Annotated in this window: 17 protein-coding genes and 1 tRNA gene; 12 read left to right on the plus strand and 6 right to left on the minus strand. The window is 70.9% G+C overall.

The genetic code is table 11. The annotated features are described in order from the left end of the window. Nucleotides 1-228 precede the first annotated feature (228 nt). From PCA_RS13630 to PCA_RS13640, 3 genes are all read left to right on the plus strand, one after another. Nucleotides 229-696: a YiiD C-terminal domain-containing protein gene (locus PCA_RS13630; protein ID WP_343204456.1), complete on the plus strand. Its 468-nt coding sequence runs from the start codon at nucleotides 229-231 to the stop codon at nucleotides 694-696. 64 nt (nucleotides 697-760) lie between these two features. After that, on the plus strand, nucleotides 761-1,174 hold the full coding sequence (locus PCA_RS13635; RefSeq protein WP_181303167.1) for a hypothetical protein: 414 nt from the start codon (nucleotides 761-763) through the stop codon (nucleotides 1,172-1,174). Between the two features lie 73 nt (nucleotides 1,175-1,247). After that, a complete protein-coding gene (locus tag PCA_RS13640; RefSeq protein WP_181303168.1) occupies nucleotides 1,248-1,694 on the plus strand; it encodes a rhodanese-like domain-containing protein in 447 nt (148 codons plus the stop codon). 19 nt (nucleotides 1,695-1,713) lie between these two features. On the opposite strand, the gene PCA_RS13645 is transcribed toward PCA_RS13640, so the two are convergent. Next, the gene (locus PCA_RS13645) at nucleotides 1,714-2,775 is read right to left on the minus strand and encodes a 2Fe-2S iron-sulfur cluster-binding protein (protein WP_181303183.1); all 1,062 of its coding nucleotides are present in this window, start codon (nucleotides 2,773-2,775) and stop codon (nucleotides 1,714-1,716) included. Nucleotides 2,776-2,847: 72 nt separating this feature from the next. Here PCA_RS13645 and PCA_RS13650 point away from each other — a divergent pair, with 72 nt between their 5' ends. The 5 genes from PCA_RS13650 to PCA_RS13670 all read left to right on the plus strand — a co-directional run bounded on the left by PCA_RS13650 (nucleotide 2,848) and on the right by PCA_RS13670 (nucleotide 6,516). Continuing rightward, on the plus strand, nucleotides 2,848-3,288 hold the full coding sequence (locus PCA_RS13650) for a hotdog fold thioesterase (RefSeq protein WP_181303169.1): 441 nt from the start codon (nucleotides 2,848-2,850) through the stop codon (nucleotides 3,286-3,288). Then, nucleotides 3,285-4,229, plus strand: a complete 945-nt coding sequence (locus tag PCA_RS13655) for a serine/threonine protein kinase (protein WP_255436870.1) — start codon at nucleotides 3,285-3,287, stop codon at nucleotides 4,227-4,229. Before PCA_RS13650 ends, PCA_RS13655 begins: the two co-directional genes overlap by 4 nt. A 70-nt stretch (nucleotides 4,230-4,299) precedes the next feature. Beyond that, nucleotides 4,300-4,848, plus strand: a complete 549-nt coding sequence (locus tag PCA_RS13660) for a DUF1190 domain-containing protein (RefSeq protein ID WP_181303171.1) — start codon at nucleotides 4,300-4,302, stop codon at nucleotides 4,846-4,848. Next, entirely contained in the window at nucleotides 4,848-6,026 is a 1,179-nt protein-coding gene (locus tag PCA_RS13665; protein WP_181303172.1) for a glutathionylspermidine synthase family protein, read from the plus strand. Before PCA_RS13660 ends, PCA_RS13665 begins: the two co-directional genes overlap by 1 nt. A 52-nt stretch (nucleotides 6,027-6,078) precedes the next feature. Continuing rightward, a complete protein-coding gene (locus tag PCA_RS13670) occupies nucleotides 6,079-6,516 on the plus strand; it encodes a hypothetical protein (RefSeq protein WP_181303173.1) in 438 nt (145 codons plus the stop codon). A gap of 6 nt (nucleotides 6,517-6,522) precedes the next feature. On the opposite strand, the gene PCA_RS13675 is transcribed toward PCA_RS13670, so the two are convergent. From PCA_RS13675 to PCA_RS13695, 5 genes are all read right to left on the minus strand, one after another. Further along, nucleotides 6,523-7,806 (minus strand): HAMP domain-containing sensor histidine kinase, encoded by a 1,284-nt coding sequence (locus PCA_RS13675; RefSeq protein WP_181303174.1) that lies wholly within the window; start codon nucleotides 7,804-7,806, stop codon nucleotides 6,523-6,525. Next, nucleotides 7,790-8,476 (minus strand): response regulator transcription factor, encoded by a 687-nt coding sequence (locus tag PCA_RS13680; protein ID WP_181303175.1) that lies wholly within the window; start codon nucleotides 8,474-8,476, stop codon nucleotides 7,790-7,792. Before PCA_RS13680 ends, PCA_RS13675 begins: the two co-directional genes overlap by 17 nt. A gap of 282 nt (nucleotides 8,477-8,758) precedes the next feature. Continuing rightward, nucleotides 8,759-9,682, minus strand: a complete 924-nt coding sequence (gene rimK / locus PCA_RS13685) for a 30S ribosomal protein S6--L-glutamate ligase (protein ID WP_181303176.1) — start codon at nucleotides 9,680-9,682, stop codon at nucleotides 8,759-8,761. After that, nucleotides 9,679-10,131 (minus strand): RimK/LysX family protein, encoded by a 453-nt coding sequence (locus tag PCA_RS13690; protein ID WP_181303177.1) that lies wholly within the window; start codon nucleotides 10,129-10,131, stop codon nucleotides 9,679-9,681. The genes rimK and PCA_RS13690 overlap by 4 nt, the downstream gene beginning before the upstream one ends. A gap of 90 nt (nucleotides 10,132-10,221) precedes the next feature. Beyond that, a tRNA-Gly gene (locus PCA_RS13695) sits at nucleotides 10,222-10,295 on the minus strand. Nucleotides 10,296-10,558: 263 nt separating this feature from the next. On the opposite strand from PCA_RS13695, the gene PCA_RS13700 reads away from it, so the two are divergent. The 4 genes from PCA_RS13700 to trmB all read left to right on the plus strand — a co-directional run bounded on the left by PCA_RS13700 (nucleotide 10,559) and on the right by trmB (nucleotide 14,901). Continuing rightward, nucleotides 10,559-12,883 carry a DUF6600 domain-containing protein gene (locus tag PCA_RS13700; RefSeq protein ID WP_181303178.1) on the plus strand — a complete coding sequence of 775 codons (2,325 nt, stop codon included), beginning with the start codon at nucleotides 10,559-10,561 and terminating at the stop codon, nucleotides 12,881-12,883. A gap of 85 nt (nucleotides 12,884-12,968) precedes the next feature. After that, the gene (gene thiS / locus PCA_RS13705; RefSeq protein ID WP_181303179.1) at nucleotides 12,969-13,169 is read left to right on the plus strand and encodes a sulfur carrier protein ThiS; all 201 of its coding nucleotides are present in this window, start codon (nucleotides 12,969-12,971) and stop codon (nucleotides 13,167-13,169) included. A gap of 65 nt (nucleotides 13,170-13,234) precedes the next feature. After that, the gene (locus PCA_RS13710) at nucleotides 13,235-14,035 is read left to right on the plus strand and encodes a thiazole synthase (RefSeq protein ID WP_181303180.1); all 801 of its coding nucleotides are present in this window, start codon (nucleotides 13,235-13,237) and stop codon (nucleotides 14,033-14,035) included. 167 nt (nucleotides 14,036-14,202) lie between these two features. Next, the gene (gene trmB / locus PCA_RS13715) at nucleotides 14,203-14,901 is read left to right on the plus strand and encodes a tRNA (guanosine(46)-N7)-methyltransferase TrmB (protein WP_181303181.1); all 699 of its coding nucleotides are present in this window, start codon (nucleotides 14,203-14,205) and stop codon (nucleotides 14,899-14,901) included. The last annotated feature ends 247 nt before the right edge of the window (nucleotides 14,902-15,148 follow it).

Here is a 15,148-nt window from a genome sequence, read left to right on the forward strand (position 1 = left end):
CCGCCATGCCGCGCAGCGACAGGCCGGGCAGCAGCAGCGGCACGCCGCCAGCGGCGCGCACGCGCCGCGCCAGCGCCGCGCCGTCGCCCACGGGGCGCGTGATCACCACCACGCGGCCATGCAACGCCCGCGGTTTGCTTGCACTTGAGGAAGGCACCCGCGCCCCACATCATTCCGGTTTGCTCAGCCCGCAGTCTAGCCGCTGCCATCGCCCGCCATGGATCGCCCGTGACCCCGAGTACCGACGCCGCCCCCGAACTGGTCCGCTTCATCCGCGAAAAAATCCCGCTCGCGCGGGCGATGGATCTCGAACTGCAGGCCCACGACGACGACCGGCTGGCGCTGCGTGCGCCGCTGGCGCCGAACGTCAACGACAAGGGCTGCGTGTTCGGCGGCAGCCTGGTGAGCCTGATGACGCTGACCGGCTGGGGCCTGGTGGAACTGGCGCTGCGCGCGCGAGGCCACGACTGCGACGTGTTCGTGGGCGAATCCACCGTGCGCTACCTGCAGCCGGTGTGGGCCGACTTCCGCGCCGAGGCGTGCCTGGCCGGAGACGCGGACTGGACCGGCTTCTTCGCCACCCTGCGTTCGCGCGGCAAGGCGCGCATCGAGGTGGAATGCGAGGTGCCCGGCACGGACGGCAAGCCGGCGGCCACGCTGTCCGCCCGTTTCGTGGCCAAGTCGCGCGCCGATTGATCCGCGATTGAAGCGGCGCCCCCGCCGCCGCAGAATGGCGCGGTTACCCGGGGGACATACCGCCATGCGCCGCATCCTGCTCCTGCTCGCCGCCAGCACCGCCCTGCTGCTGGCCGCCTGCGCCCAGAACGTCCGCAACGACAGCCTGGTCGCCACACTGAACGCCTACGGCAGCGCGGTGCGCTGGAACGGCCTGGAGAGCGGGCTGCAATTCGTCGACCCCGAGGTGCTGAAGGCGCATCCGCCCACCGATTTCGACCTGGCGCGCTACCGGCAGGTGCGGGTGAGCGATTACGACGACGGCTCCGGCCCCGTGGCGCTGGGCAGCGAGAAGGTGCAGCAGACGGTGCGGATCAGCTTCGTCAACATCCACACCCAGGCCGAGCGCAGCATCGTCGCGCAGCAGGTGTGGCGCTACGACGAGAAGGCGAAGCACTGGTGGCTGGAGAGCGGCCTGCCGGATATCGACAAGCACTGATGGCGGCTGCCGATGCCCGTATAATCGCCGGTTCGACCGTAGCGGCGCGGCTGTCGCGCCCCGTGGAAACGACATGCAAGATTTCCTGCACAAGCTGCCCCAGTTCATTGGCAACCATGCGGCGATGGCCGCGCTGTTCGCGATCCTGCTGATTGGGCTGATCGTGGTGCAGGTCAGCCTGCTGTTCGGCAAGAGCAAGGAGCTGACGCCGGCCGGCCTGACCCAGCTCATCAACCGCGACAGCCCGCTGCTGATCGACCTTTCGGCGATCGCCGACTTCGAGAAGATGCACGTGCCCGGCGCGCGCCACGTGCTGATGAGCCAGTTCGACCCCGAGCACAAGGACCTCGCCAAGGCCAAGGAGCTGCCGGTGGTGGTGATGGACAAGGACGGCCGCGGCAACTCGGTGAAGGCCTCGCAGCGCCTGGTCAAGGCCGGCTTCCAGAAGGTCTACACCCTGGGCGGCGGCGTGCTGTCCTGGCAGCAGGCGCAGCTGCCGGTGGCCAAGGGCAACAGGTAAGGGCCGACGCCCGCCCCGCTCAGGTCGCCGGGTGAAAACCGGCGCGGCCGGCGATGATCTGCGCCAGCACGTCCGGTGCGTAGTCGAACGAGTCGTAGTAGAGCCGGTCCTCCGGCAGACCCGCCGCCACGAAGCGGTGGCGCGCGAGGTCGATCATCGCGGGCGGCCCGCTCATGTAGACGTCGTGGGCCGACAGCTCCGGGTGATCGGCCAGCACCGCCTCGTGCACCAGTCCCGCGCGCTGCCCTGCGGCGACGGCCTGCCCGGCCTCGGACAGCACCGCGTGGAAGCGCAGTTGCGGCGCCTGCCGCCGCCACTGCCCGATCTGCGGCAGCAGGTACAGGTCGGCCGCGCTGCGCACGCCCCAATAGATGTCCATCGCGCGACGCGTACCCAGCGCGAGGAAGTGCTCGACGATCGCCTTCACCGGCGCGATGCCGGTGCCGCCGGCCATGAAGATCATCGGCCGCTCCGAATCCTCGCGCGCCACGAAGGTGCCCAGCGGCCCCTCGATGTGCAGCGTCTCGCCCACCGCGAGGCCGTCGGCCACCCACGAGGTGAAGCCGCCGCCAGCGACGTGGCGCACGTGCAGTTCGATCGTGCCATCGGGCTGCGGTCCGTTGGCGATGGAGAACGGGCGGCGGCGATCCCCGTCCAGCAGCACGTCGAGGTACTGCCCCGGCAGCCATTGCAGGCGCGACTGGCCCGCGGCCGGCAGCAGGTGCAGGCCGGTCACGTCGGGCGCCAGCAGCCGCTTCTCGGCCACGCGCACGGCGAGCCGGCGCCGCGCGATGTCTTCCACCGAGGCCACCTCGCGCGCTTCCAGCAGCAGGTCGCTGGCCGGCACCGCCTGGCACAGCAGCACGGCGTGGCGGGCGCGTTCGTCCGCGTCCAGCGCCAGCGGCGGGTTGCGCGGGTATTCGCAGCGACCGGCCAGCAAGGTGGCCTTGCAGCTGCCGCAGACGCCGGCGCGGCAGGAATACGGCAGGGCGATGCCGGCACGCTGCGCGGCTTCCAGCACGGTTTCGCCCGCGGCCACGTCGAAACGGCGGCCGGTGCGTTGCAAGGTGACGGTGAACACCTGCACATTGTCGCCGCGATGGCGGTCGGCCGACAATGCATGCCAGCGACGACGGCTACACGAGGAACCACCATGGGCATCTGGCAGCAGGAAATCGACCTGGCGCGCATCAACGCGTGGAGCGCGAACACGCTGATGGAGGTGCTGGGCATCCGCATCACCGACATCGGCGAGGACTGGCTGCGCGGCACGATGCCGGTGGATCACCGCACCCACCAGCCCTACGGCCTGCTGCACGGCGGCGCCTCGGTGGCGCTGGCCGAGACCCTGGGCAGCACCGCGGCGATGCTTTCGCTCGATCCCGCGCAGGCCCGCGCCGTGGGCCTGGAGATCAATGCGAACCACATCCGCGGCGTGCGCGGGGGCACGGTCACCGGCACCGCGAAGGCGCTGCACCTGGGCCGCAGCACCCACGTATGGGAGATCCGCATCGAGGACGAACAGCAGCGGCTGGTATGCGTGTCGCGACTGACGATGGCGGTGGTGCCGGTCGACGTGGTGGCGTCGCGTTGAGCGACACGCCCTACGCCGGCCTCAGCCCCGACCTGGTGCTCGACGCCGTGGATGCCTGCGGACTGTGGCCGGACGGCCGCCTGCTCGCGCTCAACAGCTACGAGAACCGCGTGTGGCAGGTGGGCATCGAGGATGCCGCACCGGTGGTCGCGAAGTTCTACCGGCCGGGCCGCTGGAGCGATGCGGCGATCCTCGAGGAACACGCGTTCGCACAGGAGCTGGCCGACGACGAGGTGCCGATGGTGGCGCCGCTGCGGTTTGATGGCCGCAGCCTGCTTCAGCACGGCGGTTTCCGCTACGCGCTGGCGCCGCGCCACGGCGGCCGCGCGCCGACGCTGGAATCGCCCGAGCAACTGGAATGGCTGGGCCGCCTGCTCGCGCGCCTGCATGCGGTGGGCTCGCGCCGCCCGTTCGCGCATCGCGGCACGCTCGACCGCGCCACGCTGATCGCGCAGCCGATGCAGGCCGTGCTGGCCTCGTCCCTGCTGCCCACGCATCTGCACGCCGCCTATCGCAGCGCGGCGCAGCGGCTCGATGCAGCGGTAGCCGCGCGCCTCGACACCGTGGGCCCCGTGCGCAGCCTGCGCCTGCACGGCGACTGCCACCCCGGCAACATCCTGTGGACCGACGCCGGCCCGCACTTCGTCGACCTCGACGACGCGCGCATGGGCCCGGCCGTGCAGGACCTGTGGATGCTCGCCAGCGACGACGCGGCGATGCGCGCCCTGCTGGACGGCTACACCCAGCTGCGCGACTTCGACCCCGCGGAACTCGCGCTGGTGCCCGCGCTGCGCGCGATGCGCCAGCTGCACTACGCCGGCTGGATCGCCCAGCGCTGGCACGACCCCGCCTTCCCCGCCGCGTTCCCGTTCGCGGCCGAGGCACGCTGGTGGGACGAGCACATCGCCGACCTGCACGAACTGGCGGACACGCTGGATTGAGCCGGCCTGCGGGCTTCCCCGCGCCGCCGCGAACTGCCACACTCGGGCGAATGAATTGACGGCACATCCCATGAAACGATCGCGCACCGCCGCCCTGCTGCTGATGGGCACCGCCCCGATCCTGCTGACCGCCTGCAACTCCGACAGGGAGGCTTCGCGCCAGGGCCTGTACACCTCGGTCGAGGCCTGCGTGGCGGCGACGAACGACAGCGCCACCTGCAAGCAGGCGTTCGCCAAGGCACAGCAGGATGCGGTCGCCACCGCGCCGCGCTACACCAGCCGCGCGGAATGCGAGGCGAAGTACGGCGCGCAGCAGTGCGTGGAGCGCAACGACAACGCGCAGCACTCGTTCTTCGGGCCGATGATGACCGGCTTCTTCCTGTCGCAGATGATGCGCAACGGCGCGGCGATGAACGGCTTCAACAGCGCACCGGCGTTCCGCGACAACCGCGGCGACTGGCAGCGCCCGGCCACGGGCGCGGGTGCAGGCACCGGCGGCGTCTACCGCGGCGGCGCCGGCACCGCGATGGTGCCGGTCAGCGCCACGCCCGATCGCGCGGTCACGGTGAGCCGCGGCGGCTTCGGCGAATCCTCCGGCAGCCGCGGCGCCGGCAGCTGATGCGCCGCGTCGCCTGCGCCGAGCGCCCCGACTGGCGCGCGAAGGCAGCCGGGTGCGGCTTCGGTTTCCACACCATCGACGACGCGCCGTACTGGGACGAGTCGGCGTACTACGCCTTCAGCCTGCGCGAGATCGAACGCGACATCGAGGCGCCCACCGAAGAACTGCACGCGATGGCGCTGGACATGGTCGAGCGCGTCGTGGCGAACGAGGCATGGCTGCGCCGGCTCGCCATCCCCGAACCGTACTGGGACTGGATCGCGGCGAGCTGGCGCGAGCGGCAGCCGCACCTCTACGGACGCCTGGACTTCGCCTACGACGGCACCGGACCGGCCAAGCTCTACGAGCTGAACTACGACACGCCCACCTCGCTGTTCGAGGCGGCGTTCTTCCAGTGGCAATGGCTGGAGGACCAGCTCGCGCGCAACGCGCTGCCGGCCGGCGCCGACCAGTTCAACTCCATCCAGGAATCGCTGGTGGAGGCGTTCGGCAGCATCGCGCGCTCCATCGCGCGGCCGTTCCGCCTCGCCGCCGTGCGCGCCTCGAGCGAGGACCAGGGCACCGTCGCCTACCTGCGCGACTGCGCGCTGCAGGCTGGCATCGACTGCGAGCTGCTGGCGATGGAGGACATCGGCATCTCTGCCGACGGCCGCTACACCGACCTCGACGACGGGGTGATCGGCTGCCTGTTCAAGCTGTACCCGCTGGAAGACATGTTCCGCGAATCCTTCGGCCAACACCTGCCGCGCTCGGGCCTGCAGCTGATCGAGCCGCCGTGGAAGGCCATCCTCAGCAACAAGGGCATCCTGCCGCTGCTGTGGGAAACCCACACCGGCCACCCCAACCTGCTGCCGGCGGTGTTCGACGACGGCGGCGAACTGCCCCGCGGCTGGACGCGCAAGCCGCTGCATTCGCGCGAGGGCGCGAACATCGCGATGCACCTCGCCAACGGCCAGCAGTTCGCCAGCGACGGTCCCTACGACGGCCCGTGCATCCGCCAGGCCAGCCATCCCCTGCCTGCGTTCGACGGCCGTTATCCGCTCATCGGCAGCTGGGTGGTGGGCGACCGCGCCTGCGGCATGGGCCTGCGCGAGGACGCCACGCCGATCACGAAGGACAGCGCGTGCTTCGTGCCGCACGCCATCGTGGAAGAAGCGCGCGGCGTGCTGATGGCCTGACAGGCCCCCCGATGGTTCCATACTTCACGCCTTTGCCCGCGAGGTCACGCACGTGCGCCAGCTCCTGTTCCGCCTGATCGGCATCCTCGAAGTGGCCGGCGGCTTGTACGGCCTCGCCGCGAAGCTGGGCCAGCTGCTGCGGTTCGGCTCATTCCATGTTTCGATCGAGGCGCTGCTCGCGCTGGCCGCCTACGCCTTCGTGCTGGTGGCCGGCGTGCTGCTGCTGGAGAACAGCGAGCGCGGCGTGCGCTTCTCGCGCTGGGCGCAGCTGCTGCAGCTGCCGCTGATCGCCACGCCGGTGTTCAGCTACGCCATGCACTGCGGCGGCTTCCTCAACGTGTACGCCGTGCTGCACATGCCGCTGCGGCCGGGGCTGGACTGGCACTTCGGCAGCGAGGGTTTCGTGCTGGCGCTGGCCGGCCCGGCGGCGTCGCGCGTGGGCATCAACCTGCTGGCGCTGCTGTCGTGGCTGGCGCTGCGGCTGCGCTGAGCCGCCTCAGCCGAACACGATGCTGGCGACGGCGCCGTTGGCGTCGGCGCGCGGCCGCATCGACACCTGCCAGCCGTACAGCTCGCACAGCCGGCGCACGATGGCGAGGCCGAGGCCGGCACCGCTGCCGCCCGCGCCCTCGCCGCGCACGCCGCGCTGGAACAGCTTCTCCGCGTCCTCGGGCTTGATGCCGGGGCCGGTGTCGATCACCTCGACGCGGCCCGCGCCCACCTCCACGCGCACCGTGCCTTCCAGCGTGTACTTGATCGCGTTGCCGATCAGGTTGGTCAGCGCCACCGCCAGCACCGAGGCCGGCGCATTGACGCTGAGCGGCTCGCGCGCATTCAGCTCGATCTCCAGCGGCTTGCCGCGCACCTGCGGGCGCTGGCTCTCGATCACGTCGGCGGCGACCTTGGCCACCTCGGTGGTCTCGCCGCGGGTGGGGCCGCGCCGCTCGGCGCGCGACAGCAGCAGCAGCGCCTCGATCAGCTCGGTGGCCTGGCGCGAGGCGCGCTCGATGCGCTTCAGGCGTTCGGCCAGCTTGGGCGTGAGATCGGGCGAGCCCTGCAGCAGCTCGGTGGTACTGGAGATCACCGCCAGCGGCGTGCGCAGCTCGTGGCTGACGTCGGAGTTGAACTCGCGGTCGCGCTCCACCATCGCGGTGAGCCGCGCCGAATACTCGTCCAGCGCATGCGCCAATTCGCCCACCTCGTCGTCGGCGAAATGCTGCGCCAACGGCTCGGCCTTGCCGGCCTTGCGGAAGTCGCGGATGCGCTGCGCCAGCTGGGTCACCGGCTTCAGCACCTTGCGCGACAGCCACAGGCCGATCGCCAACGAGAGCAGGCTGAACAGCAGCACCACCGCGATCAGCGCCGTGAACAGCTGCCGCTTGCCCAGGTCGTCGCGGCTGACGTCGTACCGGACGAAGGCGATCAGTCCGAAGCGGCGACTCACCGCCAGCTTGTAGTGGCGCAGGTGGCCGTCCGCATCCGTTTCGTAGATGTCGTGCACGCCGCTGGGCAGGTTCTGCCAGGCCAGCGGCGCCTTGTAGATGGTGCGGTCGCTCCAGCCCCAGCCGGTCATCAGCTTGGAATAGAACGGCTGGCCCGGCGACTCGTGCATCTGTTGCGCGTAGCTGTCGGCGTCCTGCTGCAGCGAGGACACCACCAGCTGGTCCTCGACCTTGGCGCGCACGTACAGCGACGCCACGGCGAACAACACGCTGAGGCCGAAACCGAACAGCGCGAAGGACAGGACCAGGCGAAACCGGAGCTTACGCCTGGACTGCATCCGGCTCGACCATCCTGTAGCCGATACCGTGCCGCGTGTGGATCAGCGGCTTGTCGAAGGGTTTGTCGATCGCCGCGCGCAGGCCGTGGATGTGCACGCGCAGGGAATCGGAATCGGGCAGCTCCTCGCCCCACACCTTCTGCTCCAGGTCCTGCCGCGTCACCACCGAGGGGCTGGCTTCCATCAGCGCCTGCAGCAGCTTGAGGCCGATCGGGTTGAGCTGAATGGACTTGCCGCCGCGGCTCACCGTGAGCGTGTCGAGGTTGTAGGTGAGATCGGCCACCTTGAGCACGCGGCTCTGCGGCCCCTTGCCCCGGCGTGCCAGCACTTCCAGCCGCGCGGACAGCTCCTGCAGCGCGAACGGCTTGGTCATGTAGTCGTCGGCGCCGGACTCGAAGCCGGTGAGCTTCTGCTCCAGCGCGTCGCGCGCGGTGAGCATCAGGATCGGGGTCTGCTTGTGCGCCTCGTGGCGCAGCTTGCGCGCGACTTCCAGGCCGTCCATGCCGGGCAGCGTGAGGTCCAGCACCAGCACGTCGAAATCGTGCACCACGGCCAGGTGCAGGCCGGTGACGCCGTCGCCGGCAAAGTCCACCACGTGGCCGCGATCTTCCAGATAGTCGCCGATGTTGGTCGCGATATCGCTGTTGTCTTCGATTACCAGTACGCGCATGCGCCGCTCCGCGATGCCGCCGACGACAGGGGCCGGCCGGAGGGCAAGCTTAACATTTGCGGCCCGCGAAACTCGCGACAAGCCGGCTCGCGCCTGAACGCCATGGCCGCAGAAAAAGAAAACCCGGATGTGCCGGCCAGTGGCCGCCGCATCCGGGCAGAGGGCTCGTCCCGTTACCGCCGTCCACCGATTCGAACCTTGCGGCGCGCTCCGGAAAAATCGACAGCACGGGAGTTATAGAAGCACCCAAGTTAGGCGCGGGTTAACCAGCGCGGCAGCCGTTCATGCTGCAGTCGTCCCACGCGGCGCGCGGCGCGCGACCGGCGGCGCGGCCACGACCTGCGTTTCCAGCAGACGGATCACCGCGCCGGCCACGTCCACGCCGGTGGCGGCCTCGATGCCCTCCAGCCCCGGCGAGGCGTTGACCTCCAGCACCAGCGGGCCGCGTTCCGAACGCAGCAGGTCGACGCCGGCGATGCCCAGCCCCATCGCGGCGGCGGCGCGCTCGGCGATGCGCCGTTCCGCGGCGCTGAGCTTCACCGCCTCCGCCGTGCCGCCGCGGTGCAGGTTGGCGCGGAACTCGCCCGCGCTGGCCACACGCTGCATCGCGGCCACCACCTTGCCGCCGACCACGAAGCAGCGCAGGTCGCAGCCCTTGGCCTCGGCGACGAACTCCTGCACCAGGAAGTTCGCGTAGAGGCCGCGGAACGCCTCGATCACGCTCTGCGAGGCGCTGCGCTTTTCCGCCAGCACCACGCCGGTGCCCTGGCTGCCTTCGTTGAGCTTGATCACGTGCGGCGGCTCGCCCAGCATCGCGAGCAGGTCCTGGGTGTCGTCGGGGTTGTCGCCGAACACGGTGACCGGCATCGCGATGCCTTGGGCGGCGAGGATCTGCAGGCTGCGCAGCTTGTCGCGCGCGCGCAGCACCGCGTCGGAGGAATTCGGCGTGTACACGCCCATCGTCTCCAGCTGGCGCAGCACCGCGGTGCCGTAGAACGTGCTCTGCGTGCCGATGCGCGGGATCGCCGCATCGAGGTCGCGCACCGGCTTGCCCTTGTAGCGGATCGCCACGCTGCCGGGCGCGATGCGCACGTAGCAGCGCAGCGGATCGAGCACGCGCACCACGTGGCCGCGCGAGCGCGCGGCCTCCACCAGCCGCTGGGTCGAGTACAGCCGCGTGTTGCGCGAGAGGATGGCGATCTTCATGGGCAGTCCGTGGCCGCGTGGAGCGGCCGTGGCTGGGTGTAGGCGCGCGACGGGTCGATCGCGAAACGCCCCTGCAGGGCGCTGCGGCCGAGCAGCATGGGGAACAGCATGTGCCGCCGATCGGTCAGGTTGATGTCGGCCTCGAAGCGCTGGCCGGCCAGCACGATCTCGCTGCGGATGAACCAGCGCTCGGTGCTGCGGCCGCCGCTGTCGGTGACCGTGCGCCGGTCCAGCGCCGGCGCCTCGCAGCGCACTTCGTCCGCCAGCCGGCGCCCGGCGCGCACGGTGAAGCGCAGCCACACCGCGCCGTCGCGAAAGAAGCTGTCCAGCGCCTCCACGTGCAGCGCGCTGCTGCGTGCGCCGGTGTCGAGCTTGGCCTTTAGCTGGGCGATGCCCAGCTGCGGCAACGCCAGCCGTTCGCGCCAGCCGAGCACGACCGGGCCGGACACGATCTGACACGGGGTCGTCGGATCGGTCATCGGAGGTCGGGGCGCTCGCTGGGGTGGCGATGAGATACGGAAGCCATTGCGGGGAAGCAATGGAGCGGGTGAAGGGAATCGAACCCTCGTCAGTAGCTTGGGAAGCTACAGCTCTACCATTGAGCTACACCCGCGTCGGTCCGCGGATGGTAACCCGGGAAACGGCACCGTGGGAATCGCGGGCGCCCCGCCCGGCAAGCCCTTCCCGACATGAACGGTTGCCGGCCGGCGGATATCCGACGGCTGAACCGCCAGCCCGGCCCGCGCAAAAACTAAGTCGGGCCTAATCCCTCCCGTAGGCATAATCGGGCTGTCAATGCGCAGGGCAACGCGCTTGAGGCCAGGCTTGGCATCGCGCCATGCCGGCCCGTGTTGCACCGGAACCGGGAGACTCCACATGCGTGTGCTCGTCCATCTGCTTGCTTCATGGCGCCGCCCCGGCTGGCGGCCGCTGGCCGCGCTGCTGCTGTGCGCGGTGGCCGCGCTGGCCCAGGCGCAGTCCGCCGACGGCGGGGACGGCGGCTCGCCGCCGGATCGCGTGGCGCGGCTTTCCTATATCGCCGGCGACCTGGGCTTCCTGCCCGCCGGCAGCCAGGACTGGGCCAGCGCCGACCTCAACCGGCCGCTGACCACCGGCGACCGCCTCTCCACCGGCGACGGCGCGCGCGCCGAGCTGGAACTGGGCGGCGCCAGCCTGCGCATGGCCGGCGGCAGCGACTTCGGCCTGCTCAACCTCAACGACAGCATCGCCCAGGTGGAACTCACCCAGGGCACGCTGAACCTCAGCGTGCGCAACCTCGACCAGGGCCAGAGCTACGAGATCGACACGCCCACGGTGGCGCTGGTGATCAACCACCCCGGCACGTTCCGGGTCGACGTGGACAACGACGGCGGCGGCACCCGCGTCACCGTGTTCAACGGCCAGGCCACGGTCTACGGCGAGAACAACGCGCAGCAGGACGTGTTCCAGGACCGCAGCTACCAGTACGACGATTCCTCGCTGGGGGCGGTCGCGGTGAACCGCATAGGCGGCGGCGACGCGTTCGACGCGTGGTGCAGCGAGCGCGACAACCGCTACGCGCAGTCGCGGAGCATGCGCTACGTGTCCGACGACGTGGTCGGCTACCAGGACCTCGACCAGTACGGCAGCTGGCAGAACAGCCCGGACTACGGCGCGGTCTGGTACCCCAGCCAGGTGTCTGCGGGCTGGGCGCCGTACCGCGACGGCCACTGGGCCTACATCGCGCCCTGGGGCTGGACCTGGGTGGACGATTCGCCGTGGGGCTTCGCGCCCTACCACTACGGGCGCTGGGCCTACATCGGCGGCGCCTGGGGCTGGATCCCGGGACCGCGCACCGTGCGCCCGGTGTATGCGCCGGCGCTGGTGGCGTTCGTGGGCGGCGGCGGCTGGAGCGTGTCGGTCGGCATCGGCGGCGGCGCGCCGGTGGGATGGTTCCCGCTGGGCCCGGGCGAGGTCTACAACCCCTGGTACCACTGCGACCGCGGCTACTACCAGCGCGTCAACGTCAACAACATCTACGTGCACAACACGGTCTACCGCACCACCGTCATCAACAACATCAACAACCAGTACAACTACTACCGCGACGGCCGCGCCCCGCGGAACCAGCGCTACGCGAACCGCGAAGCGCCGCGCGGCTTCACCGCGGTGCCCGGCAACGCGTTCGCCGGCGGCCATCGCGTGCAGCGCGACCTGCTGCGCGTCGATCCGCGCCAGTTGACCGCCGCGCCGGTGCTGGCCCGTGGCGTGACCGCGGTGCGGCCGGACCCGCGCAGCCTGGCGGCGCCGCGCAACCCGCAGGCACGCCCGCTGCCGGTCACCGACTTCCGCCGCAACGTGGTGGCCCGCACGCCGCCGCCGACCGCCCTGCCTGCGGTGCACGAAAACTTCGCGCCGACGGCCGGGCGCATGCCGCAACGCGAAGCCACGCCGTTCGCCAACGTGCGCGTGCTGAACAACCGCGGCGCGGCACGGCCGGCGCCCGGACAGCCGGAGACGGCCCGCGCCGCCCCGATGCCGTCGCGTGCAAGCCCGGCGCCGAATGCAGCACCCGCCACGCTGCCGAACGTGCGCCGGATGGAGCCGCCGCCGGCACGGGCGGAAGGCAGCCTGCCTTCGGCCCGTTTCGCCCATCCGCGCCCGGATGAGCGCAGCCTGCCCGCAGTGGAACCGATCCGCCGCGCGCTGCCCGCCGATCCGCGCCAGGCGCCGCAGCCGGGCTCCAGCAACATCGCTGGCCCACAGGAACAACGCCCGCAACCCGTCGGCCGCGTGCCCAACACGTTGAGGCTGCCGCAACCGCCGCAGCTGGAACGCGCGCCCGTGCAGCCTGCGCCGGTCGAACGCAGCCGTGCGCCGGAATACGCGGCACCGCGTGCGGAGCCGATGCGCGAGCCCGCACCGCAGCGCCAGTCGCCCTACCAGCCGCCGCAACGCGAATCCGCGCCGCCGTCCTACCAGCCGCAACCGCGCGAATATGCCCGGCCCAGCTACCAGCAGCCGCAGCAGCAAGTGCAGCCGCAGCCGCGCGAGTACGCCCCGCGGCCCTATCAGCAGCAGCAGCGCGAATACGCGCGGCCGGTCTACCAGCAACCGCAGCCGCGCTACGAAGCGCCCCGTCCGGCCCCGCAGGAACAACGTCCGCAGGCTGCGCCGGAACGCAAGGCGCCGCCGCCGCGCAAGGACGAGCAGCAGCGCTGAGCCTGGAGCCGGCGCCCCGTCGTCCGCCATGCGGCGGCGGGGCGCCTGATTCGGCGCCCATGGCGCCAGCGGCTACAATGGGCGCATGCAGATCACGCTCAACGGCCAGCCGCGCGATTGCGCCCCCGCCACCACCATCGCCCAGTTGCTGGAAACGGCAGGCTACGGCGGCCGGCGCGTGGCCGTGGAACTGAACCGCGAGATCGTGCCGCGCAGCCAGCACGCGAGTCGCGCGCTCGCCGAAGGCGACCAGGTCGAAATCGTCCACGCCATCGGCGGCGGATGACCGCAGGCGCCCGCTCCGCATCCCCGCGACGCCCGCGCCGGACGCCGCCACAGCAAGGCATCCCCATGAACCTCAAGACCCTCGACGTCACCGATCCGCTGGTCATCGCCGGCACCAGCTACGCCTCGCGCCTGCTCACCGGCACCGGCAAGTACAAGGATTTCGACGAGACCCGCGCGGCTTCGCAGGCGGCCGGCGCCGAGATCGTCACGGTGGCGATCCGCCGCGTGAACATCGGCCAGGACGCGAACGCGCCCAGCCTGCTCGACGTGCTGCCGCCGGACGAGTTCACCCTGCTGCCGAACACCGCCGGCTGCTACAACGCGGCGGACGCCGTGCGCACCTGCAAGCTGGCGCGAGAGCTGCTGGACGGCCACAAGCTGGTGAAGCTGGAAGTGCTGGGCGACCAGAAGACCCTGTTCCCCGACGTGGTGGAAACGCTGAAGGCCGCCGAGGAGCTGGTGGCCGACGGCTTCGATGTGATGGTCTACACCTCGGACGACCCGATCCTCGCGAAGAAGCTGGAAGAGATCGGCTGCGTGGCGGTGATGCCGCTGGCCGCGCCGATCGGCTCGGGCCTCGGCATCCAGAACCGCTACAACCTGCTGGAGATCGTGGAGAACGCGAAGGTGCCGGTCATCGTCGACGCCGGCGTGGGCACAGCCTCCGACGCGGCGGTTGCGATGGAACTCGGTTGCGACGGCGTGCTGATGAACACCGCCATTGCCGGCGCGAAGCACCCGGTGCTGATGGCGCACGCGATGAAGCTGGCGATCCAGGCCGGCCGCGCCGCGTTCCAGGCCGGCCGCATCCCGCGCAAGCGCTACGCCTCGGCCTCCAGCCCGATCGACGGCACCATCGGCTGACTTGCCTCCCCTCTCCCCGTGGGAGAGGGGCCGGGGGTGAGGGTTCGACTGAAACGTGCAAGCGAGTCTTGCGCCACGCTCCAGCCACTCGCTCCGCCCGTACCCTCACCCGCCTGCGGCACCCTCTCCCAAGGGAGAGGGGTTCACTCGACAGCTTTCCGCCAGCCATGACTGACGACCACACGCCTCCCGACCATCTCCGCCGCATCCGCAGCTTCGTGCTGCGCGAGGGCCGCATGACGCCGGCGCAGCAGCGCGCGTTCGACGAGCACTGGGCGCGCTACGGCATCGACTACAGCGGCAACGCGCAGGACTTCGCCGCCCGCTTCGGCCGTGCCGCGCCGCTGGTGCTGGAGATCGGCTTCGGCAACGGCGAGGCGCTGGCCTGGGCCAGCGAGCACGACCCGGCGCGCGACTACCTCGGCGTGGAAGTGCACGGCCCCGGCGTGGGCCGGCTGATGAATGCGCTGGCCGCCCGCGACGCGAGCAACGTGCGCCTCTACAGGCACGACGCCGTGGAAGTGCTGGAACACGAGATCGCGCCGGGCACGCTGGCCGAGGCGCGCATCTGGTTCCCCGACCCCTGGCACAAGAAGCGCCACAACAAGCGCCGCATCATCCAGCCCGGGTTCGTCGCCCTGCTCGCCTCGCGCATGGCCCCCGGCGGCCTGCTGCACCTGGCCACCGACTGGCAGCCCTACGCCGAGCACATGCTGGCGACGATGGAAGCGGCCCCCGGCTGGCGCAACGCCGTCGCCCCCGGCCAGTATGCCGAGAAGCCCGCGTGGCGCATCGAAACCCACTTCGAGCGGCGCGGGCTGAAGCTGGGGCATGGCGTGTGGGACCTGCTGTACCAGATTCAATAAAAGCCACGCCGCCCGCTGCTACGAAGTAAAAGCCACGCCGCCCGCTTCTATGAAGTAAAAGCCACGCTGCCCTCCGGGCGGCGTCTCGTTTGCCCCCTCTCCCCTCCGGGGAGAGGGTTGGGGTGAGGGGCCAATCTCGCGCCGAACCACCATCGGAATCCTCTCCAGCCAGATTCCCGCAAGCCCCGCCCCCCCCCTCCCCCCCCCCCCCCCCGGGCGGGGGGGAAGCATTCTTCCCTTCCCTCCC

The sequence above is a fragment of the Rhodanobacter sp. PCA2 genome (assembly GCF_013620825.1).
Classification (GTDB): domain Bacteria; phylum Pseudomonadota; class Gammaproteobacteria; order Xanthomonadales; family Rhodanobacteraceae; genus Rhodanobacter_A.